This is a genomic window from Paenibacillus sp. 22594, assembly GCF_052044425.1.
Lineage (GTDB): Bacteria > Bacillota > Bacilli > Paenibacillales > Paenibacillaceae > Paenibacillus_AQ.
This window is the reverse complement of sequence record NZ_JBQENA010000002.1, coordinates 689,473-712,618: the sequence shown is the minus strand read 5'-3', so window position 1 is coordinate 712,618 and position 23,146 is coordinate 689,473. Positions and strand designations below refer to the sequence as shown.

The window sequence follows — 23,146 nt, the reverse complement described above, 5'->3', positions numbered from 1 at the left end:
TATCGAAAATTGAGACATGGCTATCTTTAGTTATATTTTGAAAAAAAGCAGGCTATGCCTGCTTTTCAGCTTTCACTTTCCAATTGTCCGTGTTTGCTCCATATTTCTGCCTTGCCACGGATTTTCATGGCTGAGGTATGATCCGTGAATTGGGCAATGAGCACTTCGCCCTTGTCCAGCTTTTCCGTATGATGAAAGCGTGTATCCAATCCTCGGGTAAGCCCAATAACCTGTACGCCGTTCTCTTTGGCTTTAATTACAATGTAATCGCTGCCTGCCGGGGCAGGATTTTCGCCATTATTCTTCTCGGTCATGTAGAACCCTCCTAAAAGTTTCTGTGAGCATATACCCTCTCAACAACAAATGCCGCCTTGGAGGGCGGCATCGTTATTACTCAGAAAGACTATGGGATAGATATGTAGAAATCTCTATTTGATTCCGTCTTTAAGAGCTTTACCCGGTTTGAATGCCGGCACCTTGCTCGAAGGAATTTCGATTTCTTCACCAGTCTGCGGGTTACGGCCTTTACGTGCGGAACGTTCGCGCACTTCAAAGTTTCCGAATCCAACCAGCTGTACTTTATCTCCGCTCTGCAGAGCTCCTGTGATCGCTTCAAAAACGGCATCTACCGCTTTAGTAGCATCTTTCTTGGGAAGTTCAGTTGCTTCTGTAACTACGTTGATCAAATCTGATTTGTTCATGTCTTCTCACCTCCCTGGGCAAATTTCCGGTATCATACACTGTTTCCGTTTCAACGCAAAATATACGTGATAATCCCGTTATGACTAGATATCGGCGCTACTCTTCTTAGAAGCGCAACAAACTTATAGTAATACAGCCCACCCAGAATTTCAAGGCGTTAGTCAAAAAAGGCGAAGAAAGTAGCATATTTATTCTATAAAGGCATGGTTCTCTTAATCATTTTGCACAAAAAACAGAGCAGGATTTTCTCCGCTCTGTTCTTTTAAAGCCCTATGATTTTTTACAGAATGATAGCAATGAGTCCACCAGAGCCTTCATTGATGATCCGGCCCAGTGTTTCCTGCAGCTTATAACGGGCGTTATCCGGCATCATGGCGATTTTCCCTTGAATACCTTCACGCACGATGGAGTGCAGCGACCGGCCAAAAATATCGGATTCCCATATCTTGATCGGATCGTTCTCAAAATCCTGCATCAGATACCGCACCAGCTCTTCACTCTGCTTCTCCGTACCAATAATCGGCGAGAATTCAGATTCAACATCCACCCGAATCATATGAATGGATGGGGCTGTAGCCTTCAGCCGGACTCCAAAACGCGAACCTTGGCGGATCAGTTCCGGCTCATCCAGTGCCATTTCGGCGAGCGATGGAGCAGCTATACCGTAGCCTGTGGTCTTAACCATTTCCAGCGCTTCCGAGAAGCGGTCATATTCACGTTTGGCATGCGAGAAATCCTGCATCAGCTGCAGAAGGTGGTCCTTCCCGCGGATTTCAACACCCACAATCTCCATCAGAACCTGGTCATAGAGCTCCTCAGGCGCATACAAGTCGATCTCCGCCACACCCTGCCCCATATTCATGCCGCTTAGACCGGCCCTGTCAATGAAGTCATATTCCGTGAACTGTGCTACCAGCCGGTCGACATCACGCAAACGGCGGATATCCTTCACCGTGTCGCGGACAGAATTCTCGTAACTGGTGCGTAGCCAGTGGTTCTCGCCGAGTACCATCACCCAGCTTGGAAGATTCACATTTACCTCGTGAACGGGGAATTCATAAAGTACTTCACGCAGGACGCCAGTTACATCATCCTCCGTCATATTCGCTGCACTGAGCGTCATGACCGGAATATCATATTTGGCGGCCAGCTCGCTGCGGAGCTGCTGCGCTTCTTCACTGCGCGGCCGGGTCGAGTTGATCACCAGCACAAACGGCTTGCCTACCTCTTTCAGCTCAGCGATTACACGCTCTTCAGAATCCACATAGGAGTGGCGCGGAATTTCAGCTATGGTACCATCTGTAGTCACCACTACACCCAGTGTGGAATGCTCCTGAATAACTTTGCGGGTGCCAATTTCCGCTGCTTCCTGAAAAGGAATCGGCTCCTCAAACCAAGGAGTTGAAATCATCCGAGGACCGTTTTCATCCTCATAGCCTTTAGCACCTTCAACCGCATACCCTACACAATCTACCAGCCGGACATTGACCTCCAGCCCTTCCGCCACCTTAATCTGCACAGCGTTGTTCGGCACAAATTTCGGCTCTGTTGTCATAATTGTTTTACCTGCTGCGCTTTGCGGAAGCTCATCCACCGCTCTAACCCGATCCGCCTCATTCGTAATGTTCGGCAAGACGATCGTTTCCATAAAGCGTTTGATGAATGTTGATTTCCCCGTGCGAACCGCACCGACGACGCCAAGATAAATGTCTCCGCCGGTACGCTCGGCAATGTCCTTGAAAATATCCACTTTTTCCAAAAGAGATCCCCTCCTCATATTACTCCGAAGAAAAAATGCCTGAAGAGCATCGACTTCGCGTTCCGCCGGCTTTTCTGACCTTTGCAGGACACCCGCCGGACTGACATTGTCCGCCATGGAGCCTAGCTGCTGACTTAAGGGCGGAACCTGCATTGCCCCACGCTTAACTCCGAATGCTCGGACATGCATTTGGACTAGTATCATCATATGTATCCAGAACGGATTTATGACCCGCTACCAGCGCAATTTAAATCGGAATTTCGTACAATCAGCCACTGCGCCTGCAGAGCGTCATGACGCCCGGAAGCCTTCTCAGCTAGCATATGAGGGAAAGTAGAGCGGTAGAACTCTTTTTGAGAGAGGAGCTGTTAATGTCTTTAGAGTAACGGAGACTGGGGTACGGGCTGACCGTCCACCCAGAAATAAGGTAAAGATTTGACAGGCACGTAATAAGAAGTCTGCTCCAGTTGAAGACGCAGGTCCGTATGGTCTTTGGGGGAAGCTGAATTTTGGTGTATCGCCGACTGAATATCGACACCATAATCTACATATACAGTGCCGTTTTTATCCATGAAAAATGGCAGCGGCTGGCCGGAATAGATGCTGTTCAGTGTGATCGAATCCGTGCCCGCTTTCCGGGCATCAACGGCGAACAAATCCGGATAGATTTCCTCTCCTGACGGGAGGCTTCCGCCATGCGCAGACTTATACCGGTTGATCTGCCGCTGGACATCATTCACCTTTTGAACAGTAACCAAGTCCATCATTTTTACCGCTGGATCGCTCTCTTCATCCAATATAAGAAAATAGGCACTGCCACCCTTTTCAAAGGCTGCTGCCGGAATTTCATCCAGATACCCCGTTTGGTGCAGCTTCTCCAAATCTATTATGAATTTCTCGTATCTGGGTGTGGCCTCATCTGCATTAAGAATGGGCAGTAATCCTTCTTTTTGCTGGTAATCATCCACTGCTGCCTGTATCCGCAGTACGCTTTCACGATAGCCGCTTCCCGTCTTCTCCTTCTCAGGATACATACAGCCGGCAAGCGAGCATACCAAAAGAATGGTTACCGCCAATAGAGCTTCTCTTATATTGGATCTAAACTTCTTGTCCCGCCTTATGCAACGCACCATGCCCGTATCCCTCCGTTTCTTACGGTTGTTGTCAACAGTATTACCAGAGTTCATCTTCTTCCCCGCGACGGGCAGCTTCAAGTTTGCGCCTTACAGCTGCTTTGAGCGGGTCCTCGGGAGTATGTACGGTCAAATCGCTCCATACAGCCGCCTGACAGGCCAGACGGACACCTTCATCCAGCAGACCGCCTAGCTTTCGCCGTTCGGCATCTCCGGGAGGCCTTAGCCCAGAAGTATATTCTTCGGTAACCTTAACTTTGCACATCAGACATCCGGCTTTTCCACCGCAACGGGTAGTAATGGAGACTCCTGCTTTGCGTGATGCCTCCAGCAGAGAAGTTCCATGCGTAACAACGGCTGTGCGGCCTTCCGGCTGAAACAAGACAGTCCATCCCTTTTGCCGTTTCATGATGCAGCTTCCTTCCTTCACGTGATGTTATGTTTGAATCCATGCAAAAAGCCTAGCAGTCGCGCAGCTTGAACTGAATGTAAATGCTTACATAATTGAAGCGATTCCACCCAGCAAGCCTATGATCATAATGACAAAAGCGATTACAGACAAAATACCCCTTAAAAGCCCTTTGGTCTTACTGCGGGCAAAAGTAATCAGAAAAACGGACAATCCCATGATCAGGATTGCGATAAGGGACAACCACATCTTCGTCATCGGGTCCATATCCAGCGCTCCCCCATTCGGCTAATTTGGATTGCGAATATTATAGCATGAAACTCTATCCATTTCTGCAAGAAGAAATGACCGGTAATAACAAGCTAACTTAGCTATATCCTTATGATTCCAACCAAAATAAGAGCAGAGATTCACGGAATCTGGAGGATTCCGGAACTTCTGCCCTTTGGTTTGAAGCGCCAACCTATTTTTTCATCATCATTTTCATTAAAGACTCCATTGTGCCTGAATTCGCACCGCCTTTTTTGACAGCGTTGATAATATCCTGCACAGTAGCTTCACTAACTGGCACCTTGGCCATTGATGACACCTGCTTGATTAACTGGCGGAGCTGGGCTTCATTCTGCGTTGTTCCCGGCTTGACCGTACTGGCCAGCTTCTTCACGGCGCCTTCCGTAATGTTCTTTCCCGCCTTTTTGTTAATGGCGTTCAAAGCATCCTTGGAAAAATCTCTGCTCATTCTTCATCCCTCCTCCGTCAATCCCCATTACAACATATGAGAATTTCCGGCAAAAGGTGAACGTTCCTCAGGAATGCCATTGCTCCCACGTTTCCTGGGATATAGCTTCCATTTCCGTCTTGCGGTCCCTGCCCATCAAGGCTTCTACCGCCCTACGCGGGGATCTGCCTTTGAACAACACATGGTAAATCTGATCCGTAATTGGCATTTGCACTTTAAGCTTAAGCGAAATCGCATAGGCTGCTTCTGTAGTGCGAATACCTTCCACCACCATACCCATGGATTCTAGCACCTCTGCTAGAGGTTTACCCTGACCCAACATTGAGCCCGCCCGCCAGTTGCGGCTGTGCTTGCTCGTAGCTGTTACAACCAGGTCGCCGAGCCCTGCCAGGCCGGAGAACGTAAGGGGGTTAGCGCCGAGCTCAACGCCAACACGTGAGATTTCAGCCAGTCCACGGGTAAGCAGTGCGGCCTTGGCATTGTCTCCGAAGCCCAGACCGTCAGACAAGCCTGCACCGAGTGCAATAATATTCTTCAACGCTCCTGCCAACTCAACGCCAACCTGGTCCCGGTTCGTATATACCCGGAAATCATTGTTGATGAAAAGCTCCTGTGCAGCGGCTGCGCGACCTTCATCTGGCGAAGCCACAACGACCGTGGTCGGACATAGACGGACAACCTCTTCCGCGTGACTGGGTCCTGAGAGAACCACAATCTCACCTTCATTGCAGCTAAGCTCCTCAGAGATTACCGTGGACATCCGTTTCATCGTTTCTGTCTCAAAACCCTTGGTGGCATGAATGCAGAGCATTTCTTCCTTCCAGAAGGGTTTCAGCGCACGCGCAACCTGGCGCATTCCAGAGGAAGGCGCAACAATAACAACCGCCCTGGAATCCTTAACGGCAGTTTCCATATCTGTAGTGGCAATAATATTCATCGGCAGCGTAATTTCGGGAAGATAATGCTGGTTCGTATGTGAATGATTGATCTCGTCAGCTTGTTCAGGTTTCCGTGTCCACAGATAAACTTCCGAGTGGTTAGCCGCCAGCACAGATGCCAGCGCAGTTCCCCAACTGCCCGCGACCAGCACGGTTACTTTATCAGACAACCCGGTTCCCCTCCTTGACTTTCGAACCAATTTTATTCTCCCGCCCCTGGCTGATCTTCACGATATTACTCCGGTGCCGCCAAAAAGCGAAGAGGGCAATAATTAGACTTCCCCACAGTTCAGGTGCCGTAAAATCGGTAAAAATAAGCATCACCGGGGTTAGCGCCACGAACAGAAGGGAGCCCAGAGATACATATTTGGTAATCACAATCGCCACAATAGCAACTATGCCGGCGATCAGTGCAGGCCAAAAACAAAGCGTAGCCATGACGCCTATGGTAGTCGCAATGCCTTTTCCCCCACGAAAATGAAAGTATAGGGGCCAGTTGTGTCCAATAATGGCTGCGATCCCACAGGCAACAGCGACCCAAGTCCCCCAGCCACCAGCCCAGGTTCCAAGCCAGACTGCGGCAATTCCTTTCAATACGTCCAGTACCAGAACAAGAATCGCCGGCCCTTTCCCCATCACCCGCAATGTATTGGTAGCACCGGCATTTCCACTGCCATATTGCCGGATATCCACACCCTTGAGCAGGCGGACCAAAAGCACACTGAAGCTGACAGAGCCAAGCAAATAGCTTACTACGATAACCAGAAGTTCAAACGCCACTGTTTTCTCCCCTAACCTTCGTTCTCGGATTTGCGCCGTGTAAAGAGACGGATTGGTGTGCCCTCGAAATTGAATGCTGCGCGGATCTTATTCTCCAGATACCGTTCATAGGAGAAGTGCATCAGCGAAGGATCATTTACAAACACCACTATCGTCGGCGGCTTCACAGCTACCTGGGTTACATAGTTGATGCGCAGGCGACGACCTTTATCCGTTGGCGGAGGATTGATGGCGACCGCATCGGACACCACATCATTGACAAGATGCGTAGTAATTCGCAGCGCATGCTGTTGAGCCACGTGTTGAACTACCGGAAGTAGCTTCTGAAGACGCTGTTTCGTGAGCGCAGATAAAAAGACTACTGGCGCATAGCTCATAAACAGGAAGTGATCGCGGATGTTGGTCTCAAAGTTCTGCATCGTCTTGTCGTCCTTCTCGACGGCATCCCATTTGTTGACCACAAAAATCGAAGCCTTGCCTGCATCATGGGCATAACCTGCAATATGCTTGTCCTGGTCGATGATGCCTTCCTCACCGTTGATGACTACAAGCACAACATCAGCTCTCTCAATCGCACGCATAGCCCGCATCACACTGTATTTCTCAGTTGTTTCATAGACCTTGCCGCGTTTGCGCATCCCCGCAGTGTCAATCAACACATATCTCTGCCCATCGCGTTCGAATGGTGTATCAATGGCATCCCTAGTCGTACCGGCAACGTCGCTGACAATTACACGTTCTTCACCCAAAATGGCATTTACGAGAGAGGATTTGCCTACATTCGGACGACCGATGAGAGCTACACGAATAACATCCTCATCATATTCCTCTTCGGTCAGCTCTGGCAGACGCTCGGTTACCGCATCGAGCAGATCCCCGATACCTGTACCATGGCTGCCTGAGATCCCGATGGGATCGCCAATTCCAAGGCTGTAGAATTCATAAATATCCTCTGTACGCTTCATGTTGTCAACTTTATTAATAGCTAAGACAATCGGCTTTCCGGAACGGAAGAGAATTTGTGCTACCTCTTCATCCGAATTGGTTAGACCGGTTTTTGCCTCGCACATAAAGACGATGACATCTGCTTCTTCAATGGCCAGTTCCGCTTGAACGCGGATGGACTTCAGAATAGCATCCTCACCGTCAATTTCAATTCCTCCGGTATCAATGACGCTGAAGGATTTGCCGTTCCAATCGGAAACGCCATATATCCGGTCACGTGTGATTCCCGGTTTATCTTCTACAATGGCCAGTCTATCGCCAATCAGCCTGTTAAAAATCGTCGATTTACCGACGTTAGGCCTCCCAACAATGGCCACAACGGGTCTTGCCATATTCATTCCTCCTGTCATCCTTACGCTACTCATCATAGCAAAAAACGCTTCAATTGGCTAACATACTTACTGCTAATCTTTCCATTTCAGCGGTCTCTAAAACATAATCGGCGAACCCCCGTATCGAGGGTTCGCCGATTACTTTACCCATATATATGTGTAAATACAAAGGGACTAGTTATTGCCCTTGAATTTGTCCAGCTTGTCGCCGAAACGTTCAGCCAAAGTAAAGCTGAGGCCTTCATTGCTGAGCGACACGTTAGGGTTGTTCAGCACTTCTTTAGGCGCTCTGTCTCTGCTGTTGCTGCGTTCTGGTCTAGCAGTAGGAGCCGGAGCTTCTTCTGTTTCCTTGATGCTGAGGCTTACACGCTTCTCAGATGGGTTGAAGTCCAGAACTTTCACCTGTACTTCTTGTCCTTCCTTAAGCACTTCATGCGGAGTACCGATGTGCTTGTGGGAAATTTGCGAGATGTGCACTAGGCCTTCTACACCTGGAAGAAGTTCAACAAACGCACCGAAGTTCACAAGGCGTTTAACTTCGCCTGTTACCACGTCACCAATGTTGATTTTGCCAGCTGCAGAATCCCAAGGACCTGGAGCAGCTGCTTTGATGCTGAGGCTGATTTTTCCTTTTTCAGGGTCAACCTTAAGTACTTTAACCTTAACTTTTTCGCCTTCGGATACAACGTCGGAAGGTTTCTCCACATGGTTCCAGGCAATCTCAGATACGTGAACCAGACCATCAACGCCGCCTACATCAACAAATGCGCCGAATTGAGTCAGACGTTGAACGGTACCTTCGATGATTTGTCCTTCGGACAGCTCGGACATAATCTTCTGTTTGTTGGTTTCGAATTCTTCTTCCAGAACTTCTTTGGCAGAAAGAATAACCTTGCTGTTCTCACGGTCCAGTTCTTTCACTTTCACACGCAATGTGCGGCCTTTGTAGTCGCTGAAATCTTCTACGAAGTGACGTTCAACCATGGAAGCTGGAATAAATCCGCGCGCGCCAACATCAGCCACGAGGCCACCTTTGACAACGTCAGCTACAGTAACTTCGAATGCTTCTTGGGAAGCAAAATACTTTTCGAGATCTTCCCATGATTTTTCGCTGTCAACTGCACGTTTGGAAAGCACCAGGCTTTCCTTGTTGTCGTTGATGCTGACAACCTTGCATTCCACTTCTTGTCCAACTTCAACCGCTGCTGCAGCGTTGTCCAGTTGTACGGAAGACAATTCGCGAATAGGAATAACGCCGTCGTATTTATATCCAATGCTTACATAAGCTTGGTTATCTTCGATTTTGACGATTGTTCCTTTCACGGTATCGCCTTTTTTCAGAGAAATGATTTCCAAACCTTCTTGGCTCGTCACTTCTTCTTCGTTGCTGGCAACTGCTTCTGTAGCACCGTTGTTCTCTTCTGCTGCGGCTTCCACAGTTTCCGTTGCTTCCACGGCTTCATTGTTGTCAACGTTAGCCGCAGTTTCCTGATTTCTAGTTTCTTCAGACATGTGATTACCCTCCTCGATTCAAAACCCCATTTATTTAAACCCGCGTAGAGCAGAGTTCAAAACAAGCAATGCATGATATTACTTACACTTTCACGTTAGTATGTTCCAAAAATTAGCGGTTATGCCGTTATTCTAATAAGCGGAACATCCATACGCCTGCCTGCACTTAATTCAATGTAGGCTTACCAGACCTTGCCATCTCATGGATGCGTCCCATAATAACATCGGTGACTTCTTCAAGAGATTCGCTGCCCGCCCCGGCAAATGAACTGAGATCTATGGGAGCCCCATAAATAACGGTCATCCGGCGAAAAGGCTTGTAAGAACCGATAATAGCGGCAGGAACAACCGCTGCACCGCTGCGAAGCGCAAAACTCGCTGCGCCCTTTTTAGCCACACCGGAGTCAGAGTTTCGCGTCCCCTCCGGAAAGATGCCCATAACATTTCCGCTGCGAAGCGTATTAAGGGCCGTTTTGATGGATTCTTTGCTCACGCCGCCACGTTTGACAGGAAAAGCACCTAGTTTGTTAATGAGCCAGCCTAGCACAGGAACCTTAAATAGCTCTGCTTTGGCCATATACTTAACCTGACGGTTCAGCTTGATCCCAATAGTCATCGGATCCAGCAAGCTGATATGATTGGCGCACAGCAGAACTCCGCCTTCCTTCGGCACATTCTCTTTCCCTATAATCTTAAGTGGAAACAAAATGGCATAAATCAAGCGAAGCAATCCAACGCAAATGGCATAAATCATAAATGATTTCTCTCCCCGTCCACATAAGATCTGCAGTGGGATACAATTGCTTCCACGGCTTGATGGATATCCATATGCGTCGTGTCTAGAAGAATAGCATCCTCTGCACGGCGCAGCGGTGAAATCTCCCGTCCTTCATCCAGACGGTCCCGCGCGGCAATATCGCGTTCAAGCTGCTGGAGCGTCACTGTTTCCGCATCTTTCAGTTCCTTGTAGCGGCGTAGAGCCCGTTCTTCCACACTCGCCGTCATAAAAATCTTCACTTCGGCGTCCGGCAGCACAGTCGTACCGATATCGCGGCCGTCCATCACTACTCCCTTGCGGAGCGCCATCTGGCGCTGCAAATGACTCAGCCTGGTTCTTACACCCTCGATTTTCGAATACTGCGACACTTGTCCGCTAACCTGAAGACTACGGATATGCGGAGTCACGTCCTCCCCATTAATCAGCACCTTCTGCACATCCTGCTCCGGGATCAGTTCGATTACCATATCGCGGACCCTTCGATCCACCTGATGATCATCTTCTGCCGGAATGCCTTCACGGATCATATACCAGGTAATCGCCCGGTACATCGCTCCAGTATCGACATAAATGTAGGACAGCTTTTGGGCTACCAATCGGGCTACAGTGCTCTTGCCTGCCCCGGCAGGTCCGTCGATGGCGACGTTAATTCTGTCGTAAGTATGTGTACCCTGCCTATCCAACGGGGCATTCCTCCTCAAACACTCTTTCAGTCAAAACAAGCTTGCTGATATTATCAAGAAAAAAGCAGGCATTGCCTGCGACTTATAAAATTATACCACAGTTTAACCCCCAGTGCAAAATGACACTGAGGTATTTGTACAGAAAAAAGTGTTTGTTTATGCCTTTTCCCGCCCTGCTCATCGGTTGCGGAAATCGAACTGGCGCTCAAAGCAATAACGGATAATTTTTTGCCGCTCTGAATCAGTAATCGCCGCAAACTTCAACATCAACAGATTACGCCCTGTTTCCAATGTCTTAATCCGAACGATCTCACCTTCAAAGTTCACATGCTCTGAGCTCCCGTTCCGGTAAGGAACAAGCAGCCAGCAGAACAGCTTCTCTCCCACCTCAGGGCAAACCTTGGCATCACTCAGAAAAGAGGTTCCTCCCCCGCCGATATCTTCAGTACGCACCAGGTAGCGGCTGCCCAGCGAGTCTTTCACCGCAAGCTCAAGCTCGGCGTTTACACGTAAGAAGCTTCGGCGCTGGATCTTAAAGATGGATTCTTCTGCCGGCTTTCGTATACGTACCATGCGGATCACTTCTTCCTTGAAGCCGACCACATGTGTATTAAAGTAATTTTTGATACCGCCCTCCGTCAAGAAATACACGGACAGCTCGTCCCCGATAAAAAGCTTTTTCAGCCTCCCGTTATTTTCCTGAATGGGAATTTCGATCAAAAAAGCCTCGTCTTCCGTCTCTGCTATTCTCGATCTATATTCTACTTCTGCTTCTCCAGCATCGCTTGAAGCAACCTGTATGTATAGATATTCGTTGATTTTGGGATACAAGCCTGTCACCGCCACATGATTAGTATTTATTCTAAAATTAATTATAGCATGGAGATTTATTGCCCGGTGAGAAAAATTATTCTGATTTTCAAATGACAAAAAGGTGCATTCCGCATGGGAACTGCACCTATCAGGCATGTTATTGCCTTTCAGCTGTAAGATTTTATTTTTCCTGTGCGCCTGAGGATTTTCTGACTTCTTCCACAGCTTCCTCGTGACCGTCTTCAGCGTTTAAGTAAATCCGGTACTGTGAACCGTTGATTTTGCCTCCGAACTCATAGGTCAGCACCTCTTCGGCATCCTCATTCTCAATCCAGGCCAGCCGGTTGTACAGTTCCTTATATTCCGGATTGAGCATTTTTCTGGCTTCAGCCAAAGTTAGACCCGGCTTGTGGATCACCCTCTTCTCCAGGCGCTCACGCACGTAGTCACTTGCCTGAAATCCTGTCGGTTCTCCGGTATCCAATCCAACGCGAACTGTCATTTTTTCCGGGTAGATCAGGATGCCGTTTCGGCTGGTGACGAAGGTTAAGTTGCCCAGATTCTCGTAACGGTCCGCACTGACTGCAGTCATATCCGGATAACCTTTCTTCTTGAGGAATTCCCCCGCTTTGGCGACAGCCTGTTTCATCGACACCTTGGCTGAACCCACGTTCCGATTGTCATTGTAGGAGATCAGCAGCCCGCCCTCTACAGTAAAATCCATACTAATCGGCTCTTTATGATCCTTGCTTGTTACTACAGCGGTATAGGACGCCCATTCGGTTCCCTTGCCGTTTTCCCTAACATCCACATTCGGATTCCCACCGATGTCCGCAAATGTGACGGCTTTACGCTTCACGTCATCCACGGTAACCGGTTTGCCGCCAAGCTTCTTCACAGAACGTTTGTTATAGATGCTGGCCACAGAAGGCCCATAATCGAGCTCAGGATAAGCGGCTACCCGTTTGTCTACTGTTTTGAATCCATCAATAATCGTGTTGTCCTCAGCCTTGTCCTCTGTTGCCAGCGCAGATTCAACATCCATCCAGCGCAGCCTGTTCGTGATTACCTTGTTCTGAACCTCCTGTAGATCCTTAGAGATTTCACCCGAGTTCTTATAAAGCGCCTTTAAATTGCCCATTTCATTGTCTGAAAGAGGTTTCTTGGTAAAATCACGCACGGCCGCCTTGTAAGAGAAGTTGGAGATTTTGGATAAAAACTCTTCTGTCTCGCTGAATGGAAGCAGGGTAAGGGGCAACTGATTGATCTCATTCTGCGCTTCACTGGTCAGCCTCCAGACATTCACAAGCCCCTTGCGGTGCATGCCACTTGAAGTATTGTTGACCGCCAGCGTATTTCCAAGCTCACCGTGAAGCTGTTCCATGTGATAGGAGAGGTCATGAAAGGCTCGCTGGTATTGGTTCTCCGCTTTGATTAGAATCGAGTTCTTCTCCTGGTTCTCCTGGTACCCCCACACTAACGCACCAATCAGCAGCAGTGTGGTGATCGGGAACATTAGGGCACTTAATCTTTTGTACATAGGCCTGCAAGACTCCTTTCAGTTGCTTATTGCCGTTAGTTTGACAATAACTGAGAAGTCTTATGCACCCAAATAATCTGATATCAAAAAAGAGAATTCTTTCGAAACGCTGGCTAAGCCCGCTCCTCAATTTCAAAACCGCTGCTGCAGTTGCACAGACATTGTTTGAATCCGGTCTGAATAACTCCCTGCTCTTTGTTTCCTCTTAAGATGTAGCTTTCACCGCACTGCTTACACACAATCCGAATTTTCACACGCAAAAAAAGACACCTCGCTCCTTTCTGGAATCCCTTGCTTACGGAACTACCTTTCAGGTATAAGTGTCTCCATCTCTATTAAAGATTAATCTCTTCTTCACGTTTCAGGAACCGGAACGGAGAACGGCTGTTGGCCCGTGCCACCTTGCCCATACCTCCATACCATAATACAGCCATCAGTGGCACAATAAACCAGATCCAGGTATTGGTCATGGTAGTGAGGATAAAGTCATATATACCGTGCCACAGCCAAGGCAGCAGCAGGGACATGATCAATATCCCTCTTGTTTTGACACCGCCTGAGAACTTGGCCCTGCCCATGTGATAGCCCATAATGACGCCGAACATAGCATGCCCCGATACCGGAAGCAGCGCCCGCATAAACATGGAACCGATTGAAGCGTGGCTGTACCAGGCATACATTACATTCTCCAAAGTTGCGAAGCCGAGCGAAATCGCTACGGCATATAGTATTCCATCGTATGGCTCGTCAAATTCGGTATGATTGTAGATCATATGGTACAGCACAAACCACTTCAGGCATTCCTCCACGCCGGAGGAGATCAAAAAGGCATCAGCATAGGGCCCGCCGTCCAGTCCAAGCACAAGGCCCCTTTGGATGATCATTATTGGAAAAACAATTAAAATCCCCAGCAAAAACACCTTCAGAACCATAAAAAGCGGCTCTTGATCATACTTGTCCTTTAGATAGAAAAAAGTCAGCAGCGCAAGTCCAGGTGCCACTGCTGACGAAATGACCGATAACAAAAGCACCGATTACCCTCCCTGCGCTCTATGACTTTATGTCTACATAAACAGAATACCATAAGTAAAAGCAAGGAAGGGCCAAAGATGACTTTGTTCCCCTCCCCACCGTCATTGCTGGCGTTTGAAATGAGTGCAGATCAATTCAATCGCATTCTCTGGCATAACCGTTTTGCCGTACTCGGCCAGAACGGCTTCAGTTACAGGCGATGAATCGCCGAACTCGGAGAGAACCCCTACAAGCCCAGACAACGCAGTTTCCTCAAATTCCTTCGGATCGAAGTAGAGATACCATATATCATTATAAGAATACAGCTTTCCTTGAGAAGTAATATTTCCGAGGAGCACATGAGCCGCTTCAACCAAAGCCTCAAAATCGCGGAATGCATATACAATGGAGTCGCTTTGTTCTAGAGTAACTTCCATTTCGTAAATCTCTTCGGGCATATCTTCTTCACCGGACGCACCGTACTGATGGTGATCATATTTTCCTCTAGTCACTATAACGACCATACCTTGCGCGGGCAATGCGAATACTTCCACGGCAAGCGGACCGGTAGCGTCAAAACCGAGTTCACTGTACGCCTGATCCATCATTTCCGTAAACAAGTCATGCACCTTGGGAACTTCCTGCCACATATCTTCCTTCTGGATGCCCCGCTCGCTCAGGTCGTCAAAAGTGAGGAAAATCCGTATCTTATCTTGACTTAATCGCTCTATTCTCATGACAGGATCCTCCTTTTGCAAGCTCATTTATTATAATGTATGATGAGTCCCGAGTAATGAGCCAAAAATGGTTACTATGTATGTATGTTATCATTTTGGCACAGCAAATGCACGTAAATAAAAAATTATTTCTTCCCAAATATAAAGAGTTTTAAACCATTCTTATTTGAAAAAAAGAATCATTTTGCGGACGCCTAGTCCCCAAAATGATTCTGCAGCAGCTTTTTGCGTTTACAATCCCGGTATGGCTGTATGTGTATCCTTAAGAATCTGCTCTACTTCATGCTTCACCTCAGGGTTACTGCGGATGAAATCCTTCAGCATCTTGAGATTGGCTTCTTTGGATTTAACCTCAGACTCCCCCTTGTGCTCGTTATTGTTATGGGAAACATGTGTGGCGTTATCAGTATGGCTGCCAGCAGTTGTGTTTCCAGCAGCTGTGCTGCCGAAACCAGTCATGGCCATTCCCATGATTTTGTCCTTTGCTTTTTCACCAGCCCCATTCATCTGACCGTTCGGCTGAAGCAGACCGGATATCATGGCTCCGCGTTTTTTGGACATAATCATACTAATTGCAGCACCCATCAGCACTCCGGTCAAAAATGACGAAGTATTCATATCTCTAACCTCCTTGTATGGTAAAATCATGCTTAGTGTTCGCGGAATGAATCCAGCTCATACAGCCAAACAACAAGAAAGCGAGATGAAAAAAGTGGGTAAAGCAACATCAGCGCTGCTGCTGTCCGTCCTACTGCTGTCTGCGTGCAGCAATGGCGGCAATGGTAATGCAGGGCCAGATACGACAGAGCAGCCTACAACGGCTGCAACACAAGTGGCACCAAAACCTTCTGCGCAGGCAAGCACCAGTGCTGAAGCAAGCGTGACCCCTGAATCGGTACCTTCGGAGGCCCCAGCAGCAAGCACATCGCCGCAGTCGTCAGCAGAGAATGGAACCAACACCAGTAAAGAACCAGTTGACGGTGCTGCCGCAAAGATCCCGCTGCTCTATCACATGAACAAAAATTATGACATTATTCCGAACGAGGAAGGTATAAGCAAAAAAGTTGTATTGTTGACTTTCGATGATGGCCCAAAGGATGCAAAAATGATTAATCCTCTGATGGATACACTCGACAAGCACCATGCCAAAGCCATCTTCTTCGTGAACGGGTACCGGGTAAAGGAACATCCTGAGCTCCTCGAGCTCATTCAAACCCGGGGTGGCATTATCGGCAATCACAGCTGGGATCATATCGTACTGAAGGATAAATCCTATACTGAAGTGAAAAAGCAAATTGAGGATGTCCAGGATATCGTCAAAAAAGTTACTGGTGAAACCCCGCAGTTTTTCCGTCCCCCTCATGGGGCAGGCGGCGATGTCGGCAAGAAGATTGCTGCCGAGAACGGCCTGCTCTATATGACCTGGTCTGTAGGCTCTCTCGATTGGGAAATGAAGGAGAAGGACACCGGCAAAACCGCGAAGCTGATCAAGAACGTCACAGACCAGCTTCACTCCGGCAGCAACATCCTGATGCACGAGCTTCCTTGGACTGTAGAAGCACTGGACACTCTATTGACTACACTTGAAGGCAAAGGCTACAGCTTCGTCGACCCACGCAGCATTGAGCTCAAGATGCGTTAAGCTATTTACTAAATGGTGAATGAGAGTTTGGCTGCAACAAAAAAGGTATTCCTTGCCTATACGCAAGGAATACCTTTTTTAGTATACCTGGAATTCATTTACACCCGTGGCTTCATCTGCTCTTCGGCCATTGCCTCCCGGCTTGCGTCTCCGCGAAGCGTGAGAACATGCATTTCAGATGGACTACCCCAGCGTAGGGGGAGATGAGCAGTGCCAAAGCCACGACTAATCAGCATTTTGGTTTCGGTTTTAGAACCGTTTTTTCTCGGAAGCACAAAATGACCAGCGTTGTACACCTGATAAAAAGAATCAACATGACGGTGGCCGACAAAAGGCAACACTACCTGGCCTCCGTGCGTGTGCCCGGCCAACACCAAATCCGCAGGAATCTCCGGTTGCTGCGACAGCCATAGCGGATCATGTACAAGGATGATTCTGCAGAGTGATGCATCCGGACCCGATAGTTGTGCTAATGGTTGATACGCCTTTTTACCACCCTTCCGCGGAAAGTCCACACCTGTCAGTAGCAGTCTGTCCCCATTTTTTTCAATAGTGACGCTCTCATCCTGCAACAAAACAGCCCCGCTCCCACGTATGATGTTGTCCACCAGCGAAATATTCGCTCTGTAATCATGATTGCCATGCACAGCGTAGACCGGTGCCAGTCCAGCAACCAATGTCATATTATCGTAGAGACGGTTCATAGACCCGCCTTTTTCTGTCAGGTCCCCTCCAAGAAAAACGGCATCCACTTTCCCCTTCATTGGACTCAGCAGCTTTAACGGAAGGCGCCTCCGGTGAATGTCTGATATAAAAAGGATACGGAAGCCTTCAAAAGCCGCTGGTAAAGCTTCAAGAAATATTTCCTCGGCAATAATCCGGTTTCTGAATGCTGCCACCAGCATCATAACTGCAAACACTGCAAGTAGCAGCATAATGATTGACAGAATGCCCAGCAGCCAGGAGGTTACCATAATGTATTCAAGTCCGGAGCTCCAATAAGTCCCCAATACAAAAGGAAAACCAGAAGAAGCAAAAATATTACAATTAATGAATTGATGAACATTTTGCTAAAACGCAGCCGCTCCGAAGGATAACTTTCCGCACGTGAAGGTGTGGAGCTTTCCTCATCCACTGGTCTTACTTCCCGTTTTACTTTTTTTCCGGGTTGAGCTGAGGAGTGGCGGCTTTTTCTTGACAGAGTTCCGGCAACTGCTGTAGGAGAATCGTTAACCATGGACGGTGCAGATGAAGTCCGCGATCCAGTTCTTTTTCTGATAGCAACAGATTGTTCAGCTTTATTTGGTTTCTTGCGGGACTTCACCCGGCTAAGTTCCTCGCTCATGTTTCCCTCCGGTAACGGATCACAAGACCCGAGAACACATCAATGATAAAATGACATAGAATGGGCGCCCAAAGTGTTCCTGTGTGAATGTAGATATATCCCAGCCCGTAGCTGCTGAGGAATACCCACCCTGTTGGAATCCAGTGACGCAAATAACGGACATGAATAACAGCAAATAATATGCTTGTCCAATATGGTCCAAATGAATGCTGAACTGCTCCACGGAACAACAGCTCCTCGCAAACCGATACAATGGCTGCGATGACAAAGATATGCCACACTGGCCTTTTACCAAAGAGCAGCTCGTTAATTCCGCCATCATCCATGCTGTCTTCTGGAACAATATGGGTCAGCAAGAAGTCTACAACCAGCATAATTGCAGCCAGTCCAAGCCCCCAAAACACAAATTGTGCGTTTTCCGGAAAATTTAATGTGTGAATGGGGTTTCTTTTCTGTAATAATATCCATATCAAACCGATAATTAAGGTAAGGCCCTGAGTGATATACAAATTAATTAAAAGAAGCTTATCGGTTAACTGCTGAGGATCGGCTTTTTTAATCCTGATTTCACCAAATTTGAATTTTTTCATCGTAACCTGCCTGTTCTATATTGTTTTTACATAAGATAATTTCCCTAGAAGAAGGAGCATTAATTATGAACAGCCGTACCTCCCGCACTCAAATGTTATACACACTAGGTTTTCTGTTTTTTCTGATATCCGCATTCGCCGCTTTTTTTACGGGAGTGAAGGTCGGGGCTGACAAAACAGAAGCCAAATACGAGCACCTCGATAATAAAGATACCGCAGAGGAATACTCCGGCTCCTACCAGCAGCAGGATCTTGTTACGTTCTATCATAACGTATTTTTGCCCTATCGGGAATTCAAGCGCAATTGGAACAGCGAATTGGACAACCTGGCACGCAGCACAGATTCGCGTGAGAATGCAGCAACTCTTAAGAATCTGAGTATTCTCGCAGACAAGCAGTATGACAAGGTCACTCAGGATTCGATCTTCACGAGTTCACCTTTGCTCTATGAATCCCAATTGAATATTTTGAAGAGCCTGACTTTGTTCTCCCAGGCCGCCAGTAAAGTTAATGCAGGTGCATCAGGAGCTGAAACAGCCAAGGTGCTAAAAAGTGATAAATTCACAGCCAGTGCTGTGAAATTCGGACTGCTCGGGCAAAAAAACTTCTATGACTCCATGCTCAAATGGGGCTCAAAAGACAATAGTAAAATCCCTTCGGAAGCCGCAGAGCTGAAGACTCTCTCTTTTATCCAGTGGAAGAAAATGCCTCTCCTGCTCAAGAACGCATCCATAGCTGATATGATGTTGAACCGTTCCATCTATGCAGGCTATGATCCACAGGATATTACAGCCAAAATTGATGATATGATCTATTCCGGTACGGCTAGTTCACTGAATCTAAAGGATATTCAATCCGCCATCACCCTTTTAATTTCTACAGGAGCGGTACAGGAACAAGATTTCATGAAGTGGCGTGAACAATATTACGGCAAGGAAACCATGCCGCAGCTCCCTTTTTTCTATGAGTAGAACCAGCTATTGCATCATAACGAAAAATGAAAGCCACTTCAAGGCGGCTCTTCTTCAACAAGACTATTGACACATCTGGCATCACCATGTTACATTATGAAAAATTAATCAAGCAAAACCGATGATGGAACAAAGATTCTGCAAGTCTTCAGAGAGCCGGTGGATGGTGTAAACCGGTGACGGACAGAACTCTTTAGCGCTCCTGAGATATTGTGTCGAACCTTACAGTAGGCACAATCGGATCATCTCCGTTACCAGTGTGGCCTTTGCGGGCCAATGAGGCTGCTTCTTCATACGTTGCAGTGAATTAGGGTGGTACCACGACAACTCTCGTCCCTTACTACGGCAGTAGTATGGGGTTGGGAGTTTTTTTGTTATTTAATTCCCAGTTCCAGGGTGTACAATGGCCCACTGTCTGGATTTTTCGGTCTGTTGCACTCTCTTTCTTTTATGCGACAGCGCGTTCCTCTGACATATTTCTCACTAGTTATTTGGCTTCTGGTACTGTGGACTGCCTCTTCAGGGCATCCTTGGGCATATATAGCTTTCCAAATTTAAGGAGGACAAGAAACCATGTTTAAAGTACTAGTATCGGATCCGATCAGCGATTTGGGCATTCAGCAATTAATGGACGCAAGTGATGTGACTGTAGACAAAAAGACTGGACTCAGCGAAGACGAGCTTATCGCCATCATTGGCGAATATGATGGCCTGCTCGTACGCAGCCAGACGACTGTAACTGAGAAGATTATTGCAGCGGGCACCAACTTGAAGGTCATTGGCCGCGCTGGTGTCGGCGTTGACAATATCAAGCTGGAGGCAGCCACACAGCGCGGTGTCGTTGTTATCAACGCCCCTGACGGCAATACAATCACGACCTGTGAGCATGCTTTTGCTATGATGATGGCTCTGGCCCGCCATATTCCGCAAGCCTACGCCAAAACTATTTCCGGAGTATGGGATAAGAAAACATTCCTTGGAGTGGAACTGCGCGGCAAAACACTGGGTGTGCTCGGTATGGGCCGGATTGGAAGCGAAGTGGCTAAGCGTGCCAAAGCCTTTGGCATGAACATTCTTGCCTATGACCCCTTCCTGACCGCTGACCGTGCGGAAAAACTGGAAGTGAAGCTGGCTTCGGTAGACGATATCGTACGCGGCGCGGATTTCATCACTGTGCATACTCCACTCACCCCGGAAACCCGCCACATGATCTCTGGTCCGCAGTTCGGAGTCATGAAAAAAGGCATGCGCATCATCAACTGTGCACGCGGCGGTGTGATTGATGAAATGGCGTTAGTAGAAGCCATCGACAGCGGTATTGTGGCCGGAGCAGCCTTTGACGTATTCGAGAAGGAGCCGCCGCAAGCCGATCATCCATTCCTCTCCCATCCCAAAATCATCGTAACGCCTCATCTTGGCGCTTCCACCGTAGAAGCCCAGGAGAACGTTGCTATCGATGTATCGGAGCAGGTGCTGCACATTCTGCGCAACGAGCCGTTCATTAACGCTGTGAACATCCCTCCTGTTGCTCCAAGCGTGATGAACAAACTTCAGCCTTACTTCACACTAGGCGAAAAACTAGGCAGCTTTGCAACCCAGCTTACCGATGGCGCGATCAGCGAAATCCAAGTGGAATATGCAGGCGACCTGTCCGATGTAGATACACAGCCACTGACCCGGTATATCGTCAAGGGCGTACTTTCCCGCCACTTTGGCGCAGATGTGAACATTGTCAATTCGATGCATCTGGCCAAAACCCGTGATGTGAATGTAATTGTGACTAAAGCGTCTAAGACCAAGGGATTTACCAACCTTATCACAGTTACATTAAAGGCGGATCCTGAAGAAGAGCGTCTGGTTGCGGGAACGCTGCTGCAGGGCTACGGTGAACGGATCGTGCAGGTCAACAAGTTCCCGGTCGATATTGCTCCGGAAGGCCATCAGATTGTAATTTCGCATAACGATAAACCGGGGATTATCGGTGCTGTCGGTACACTGCTCGGGGAGAACGATGTCAATATTGCCTCCATGCAGGTAGGACGTAAAATCGTTGGTGGTGCTGCGATCATGCTGCTCACCGTCGATAAGGCGGTTCCGAAAGCCGTTCTGGTGAAACTGGCAGGACTGCCGGAAATCAATACCGCGGAAGAAATTATCTTGTAAAAAGTAACCCATGAGCAAACGCTCTTTGGATAGCCGGCAACCGCCTGCTGTTCCAAGAGCGTTTTTTTATATCAGATGGCGCAGCTTCTGAGTCTGAAGCACTAGTAGGTAGAAATTTCCCCTTTGAACAAAACCACCTCATTATATGAAGAGATTCACATAAAATTCATACCCGAAAGACCTATTTGAGCATATTTATGTCAATTCTTACAATAGACCAGATCCACTGAAAACGCCTATAATATTACAATACACAACATTATTTTAGGGGGAACTTTTTATGATGGACTGGATGAACAAGCTTCCGTTAAAACAGAGAATTGTAGCCGGTTGTTACTTGGTTGCCGCTCTATTCGCTGTCCCTGTACTAATCACACTTGTAGTGATGGGCAAGATGATTATCGGCATTATATTGGTAGCGGTATTGGCTGCACTGACCTTCCCTCTTGCACGCTTCATTGAGAGAACGCTTACATCCTCTTTTGATGACATCTCCAACGTAACCCACACGATTGCCAAGGGTGACTTTACAACCCGGGCAGATGAGAACGGTTCCATGGGTGAAGTCAGCCGTTCCTTCAATACGATGGTCGACAAGCTGAAGAAAATACTTACCGAAGCGTCGCAGATTACCCGACAGGTTATGGATGCCAGCCGCGGGATCGAGGACAAGAATCAGAATCTGAAGATCGTAATGGCCCAGGTCTCCTCCTCTTCCAATGAACTGGCTCTAGGCGCAAATGAAATTTCCGTGGACATCGCCGATATGACCGAATCCATCAAAGACATTGAAACCAAGGTTTCAAATTACACAAGCTCTACCAAAGAAATGAACAGACGTTCCATACATACGCTAGAATTAGTTGAGAAAGGCCGCCAATCCGTGGATACTCAAGCAGAAGGCATGCGCAAGAATATACAAGCTACCCAGAAGGTCGCCGACACGATTGAAGCACTATCACACAATGCCCGGGGGATCACGATGATCACCAAAACCATTACAGAAATCGCCGAGCAGACCAACCTGCTCTCACTCAATGCATCGATCGAAGCTGCACGTGCCGGTGATCATGGTCGTGGTTTCGCTGTTGTAGCCCAGGAAGTGCGCAAGCTTGCCGAGGAATCTACAGCCTCCACCAAAGAAGTATTCAGTCTGGTACGCAGTATTGAGAACGATATCAAGCAAGCGATTGAGAATATTGCCATCAATGAGGAAGTCGTTCAAGTACAAAATGAAATGATCATTGAAACAGCGAATATTTTCGCCCAGATTGTGCAAAGCGTTCAGTACATAACTGAGCAAATTGCTTCCTTCTCTTCTGAGAGTGACATCATGCTGGAGAGCGCGTTGAAAATTTCTGGAGCTATCGAAAACATCTCTGCTATTACTGAAGAAACTGCGGCAGGAACCCAAGAGGTATCAGCAGCAATGAACGAACAAATTAATGCCCTTCAGTCTGTTGCCGTAGAAACAGAGAAAATGACCCAAGCTGTATTCCAACTCCAGAAAACGATCCACATTTTCAAATTTTAACCTCTTTTTTCTCAGGCCGTTTCATATGAA

General features: G+C 47.8%; 25 protein-coding genes and 1 other annotated feature. Of the genes, 4 read left to right on the top strand and 21 right to left on the bottom strand.

What is annotated here, in order from left to right; genetic code table 11:
• Window positions 1-65: 65 nt before the first annotated feature.
• The 18 genes from mtrB to ACTJKB_RS09900 form a co-directional block, all read right to left on the bottom strand.
• Complete coding sequence (mtrB, locus tag ACTJKB_RS09985) at window positions 66-314, bottom strand: trp RNA-binding attenuation protein MtrB (RefSeq protein ID WP_440833620.1); 249 nt, start codon at window positions 312-314, stop codon at window positions 66-68.
• Between the two features lie 114 nt (window positions 315-428).
• Window positions 429-701 (bottom strand): HU family DNA-binding protein, encoded by a 273-nt coding sequence (locus ACTJKB_RS09980; RefSeq protein WP_019909963.1) that lies wholly within the window; start codon window positions 699-701, stop codon window positions 429-431.
• Window positions 702-982: 281 nt separating this feature from the next.
• Window positions 983-2,461: a stage IV sporulation protein A gene (gene spoIVA / locus ACTJKB_RS09975; RefSeq protein WP_440833618.1), complete on the bottom strand. Its 1,479-nt coding sequence runs from the start codon at window positions 2,459-2,461 to the stop codon at window positions 983-985.
• 377 nt (window positions 2,462-2,838) lie between these two features.
• Window positions 2,839-3,537 carry a hypothetical protein gene (locus tag ACTJKB_RS09970; RefSeq protein ID WP_440833617.1) on the bottom strand — a complete coding sequence of 233 codons (699 nt, stop codon included), beginning with the start codon at window positions 3,535-3,537 and terminating at the stop codon, window positions 2,839-2,841.
• 97 nt (window positions 3,538-3,634) lie between these two features.
• Window positions 3,635-4,003, bottom strand: coding sequence for a 2Fe-2S iron-sulfur cluster-binding protein (locus ACTJKB_RS09965; RefSeq protein ID WP_440833616.1), 369 nt, complete (start codon window positions 4,001-4,003; stop codon window positions 3,635-3,637).
• 87 nt (window positions 4,004-4,090) lie between these two features.
• Complete coding sequence (locus ACTJKB_RS09960) at window positions 4,091-4,270, bottom strand: DUF2768 family protein (RefSeq protein ID WP_440833614.1); 180 nt, start codon at window positions 4,268-4,270, stop codon at window positions 4,091-4,093.
• Between the two features lie 196 nt (window positions 4,271-4,466).
• Entirely contained in the window at window positions 4,467-4,742 is a 276-nt protein-coding gene (locus ACTJKB_RS09955) for a stage VI sporulation protein F (RefSeq protein WP_440833613.1), read from the bottom strand.
• 67 nt (window positions 4,743-4,809) lie between these two features.
• Window positions 4,810-5,850, bottom strand: a complete 1,041-nt coding sequence (locus tag ACTJKB_RS09950; protein ID WP_440833611.1) for an NAD(P)H-dependent glycerol-3-phosphate dehydrogenase — start codon at window positions 5,848-5,850, stop codon at window positions 4,810-4,812.
• Window positions 5,843-6,460: a glycerol-3-phosphate 1-O-acyltransferase PlsY gene (gene plsY / locus ACTJKB_RS09945; protein ID WP_440833609.1), complete on the bottom strand. Its 618-nt coding sequence runs from the start codon at window positions 6,458-6,460 to the stop codon at window positions 5,843-5,845. Before plsY ends, ACTJKB_RS09950 begins: the two co-directional genes overlap by 8 nt.
• Before the next feature lie 11 nt (window positions 6,461-6,471).
• Window positions 6,472-7,797 carry a ribosome biogenesis GTPase Der gene (der, locus tag ACTJKB_RS09940; protein ID WP_074087604.1) on the bottom strand — a complete coding sequence of 442 codons (1,326 nt, stop codon included), beginning with the start codon at window positions 7,795-7,797 and terminating at the stop codon, window positions 6,472-6,474.
• Between the two features lie 174 nt (window positions 7,798-7,971).
• Entirely contained in the window at window positions 7,972-9,309 is a 1,338-nt protein-coding gene (rpsA, locus tag ACTJKB_RS09935; protein ID WP_256701153.1) for a 30S ribosomal protein S1, read from the bottom strand.
• 166 nt (window positions 9,310-9,475) lie between these two features.
• Window positions 9,476-10,063 carry a lysophospholipid acyltransferase family protein gene (locus ACTJKB_RS09930; protein ID WP_440833608.1) on the bottom strand — a complete coding sequence of 196 codons (588 nt, stop codon included), beginning with the start codon at window positions 10,061-10,063 and terminating at the stop codon, window positions 9,476-9,478.
• Complete coding sequence (gene cmk / locus ACTJKB_RS09925) at window positions 10,060-10,770, bottom strand: (d)CMP kinase (RefSeq protein WP_440833606.1); 711 nt, start codon at window positions 10,768-10,770, stop codon at window positions 10,060-10,062. The genes ACTJKB_RS09930 and cmk overlap by 4 nt, the downstream gene beginning before the upstream one ends.
• Before the next feature lie 177 nt (window positions 10,771-10,947).
• Window positions 10,948-11,601 (bottom strand): flagellar brake protein, encoded by a 654-nt coding sequence (locus tag ACTJKB_RS09920; protein WP_440833604.1) that lies wholly within the window; start codon window positions 11,599-11,601, stop codon window positions 10,948-10,950.
• A 163-nt stretch (window positions 11,602-11,764) separates the two neighbouring features.
• Entirely contained in the window at window positions 11,765-13,123 is a 1,359-nt protein-coding gene (gene ypeB / locus ACTJKB_RS09915; protein WP_440833602.1) for a germination protein YpeB, read from the bottom strand.
• Between the two features lie 335 nt (window positions 13,124-13,458).
• Entirely contained in the window at window positions 13,459-14,154 is a 696-nt protein-coding gene (prsW, locus tag ACTJKB_RS09910) for a glutamic-type intramembrane protease PrsW (RefSeq protein WP_074087599.1), read from the bottom strand.
• Window positions 14,155-14,256: 102 nt separating this feature from the next.
• Window positions 14,257-14,871 (bottom strand): genetic competence negative regulator, encoded by a 615-nt coding sequence (locus ACTJKB_RS09905; RefSeq protein ID WP_074087598.1) that lies wholly within the window; start codon window positions 14,869-14,871, stop codon window positions 14,257-14,259.
• A 231-nt stretch (window positions 14,872-15,102) separates the two neighbouring features.
• Complete coding sequence (locus ACTJKB_RS09900; protein ID WP_440833601.1) at window positions 15,103-15,489, bottom strand: hypothetical protein; 387 nt, start codon at window positions 15,487-15,489, stop codon at window positions 15,103-15,105.
• A gap of 85 nt (window positions 15,490-15,574) precedes the next feature.
• Between ACTJKB_RS09900 and ACTJKB_RS09895 the strand changes: the two genes are divergently transcribed.
• Window positions 15,575-16,513, top strand: coding sequence for a polysaccharide deacetylase family protein (locus tag ACTJKB_RS09895; RefSeq protein WP_440833600.1), 939 nt, complete (start codon window positions 15,575-15,577; stop codon window positions 16,511-16,513).
• 98 nt (window positions 16,514-16,611) lie between these two features.
• Here the strand turns inward: ACTJKB_RS09895 and ACTJKB_RS09890 are convergent, their stop codons facing one another.
• Genes ACTJKB_RS09890 through ACTJKB_RS09880 form a run of 3 tightly spaced genes read right to left on the bottom strand, consistent with a single transcriptional unit; the run spans window position 16,612 to window position 18,448 of the window.
• Entirely contained in the window at window positions 16,612-17,487 is an 876-nt protein-coding gene (locus ACTJKB_RS09890) for a metallophosphoesterase (RefSeq protein WP_440833598.1), read from the bottom strand.
• The gene (locus tag ACTJKB_RS09885) at window positions 17,481-17,858 is read right to left on the bottom strand and encodes a hypothetical protein (RefSeq protein ID WP_440833597.1); all 378 of its coding nucleotides are present in this window, start codon (window positions 17,856-17,858) and stop codon (window positions 17,481-17,483) included. Before ACTJKB_RS09885 ends, ACTJKB_RS09890 begins: the two co-directional genes overlap by 7 nt.
• Window positions 17,855-18,448 (bottom strand): lysostaphin resistance A-like protein, encoded by a 594-nt coding sequence (locus ACTJKB_RS09880; RefSeq protein WP_440833596.1) that lies wholly within the window; start codon window positions 18,446-18,448, stop codon window positions 17,855-17,857. Before ACTJKB_RS09880 ends, ACTJKB_RS09885 begins: the two co-directional genes overlap by 4 nt.
• 65 nt (window positions 18,449-18,513) lie before the next feature.
• Here ACTJKB_RS09880 and ACTJKB_RS09875 point away from each other — a divergent pair, with 65 nt between their 5' ends.
• The 3 genes from ACTJKB_RS09875 (at window position 18,514) to ACTJKB_RS09865 (ending at window position 23,116) form a co-directional block, all read left to right on the top strand.
• Window positions 18,514-19,419 carry a hypothetical protein gene (locus ACTJKB_RS09875; RefSeq protein ID WP_440833595.1) on the top strand — a complete coding sequence of 302 codons (906 nt, stop codon included), beginning with the start codon at window positions 18,514-18,516 and terminating at the stop codon, window positions 19,417-19,419.
• A 112-nt stretch (window positions 19,420-19,531) separates the two neighbouring features.
• Window positions 19,532-19,760 (top strand) — a binding site (T-box leader).
• A gap of 232 nt (window positions 19,761-19,992) precedes the next feature.
• Window positions 19,993-21,582, top strand: coding sequence for a phosphoglycerate dehydrogenase (gene serA, locus ACTJKB_RS09870; protein WP_440833594.1), 1,590 nt, complete (start codon window positions 19,993-19,995; stop codon window positions 21,580-21,582).
• Window positions 21,583-21,865: 283 nt separating this feature from the next.
• Entirely contained in the window at window positions 21,866-23,116 is a 1,251-nt protein-coding gene (locus ACTJKB_RS09865) for a methyl-accepting chemotaxis protein (RefSeq protein ID WP_440833890.1), read from the top strand.
• Window positions 23,117-23,146 lie beyond the last annotated feature (30 nt).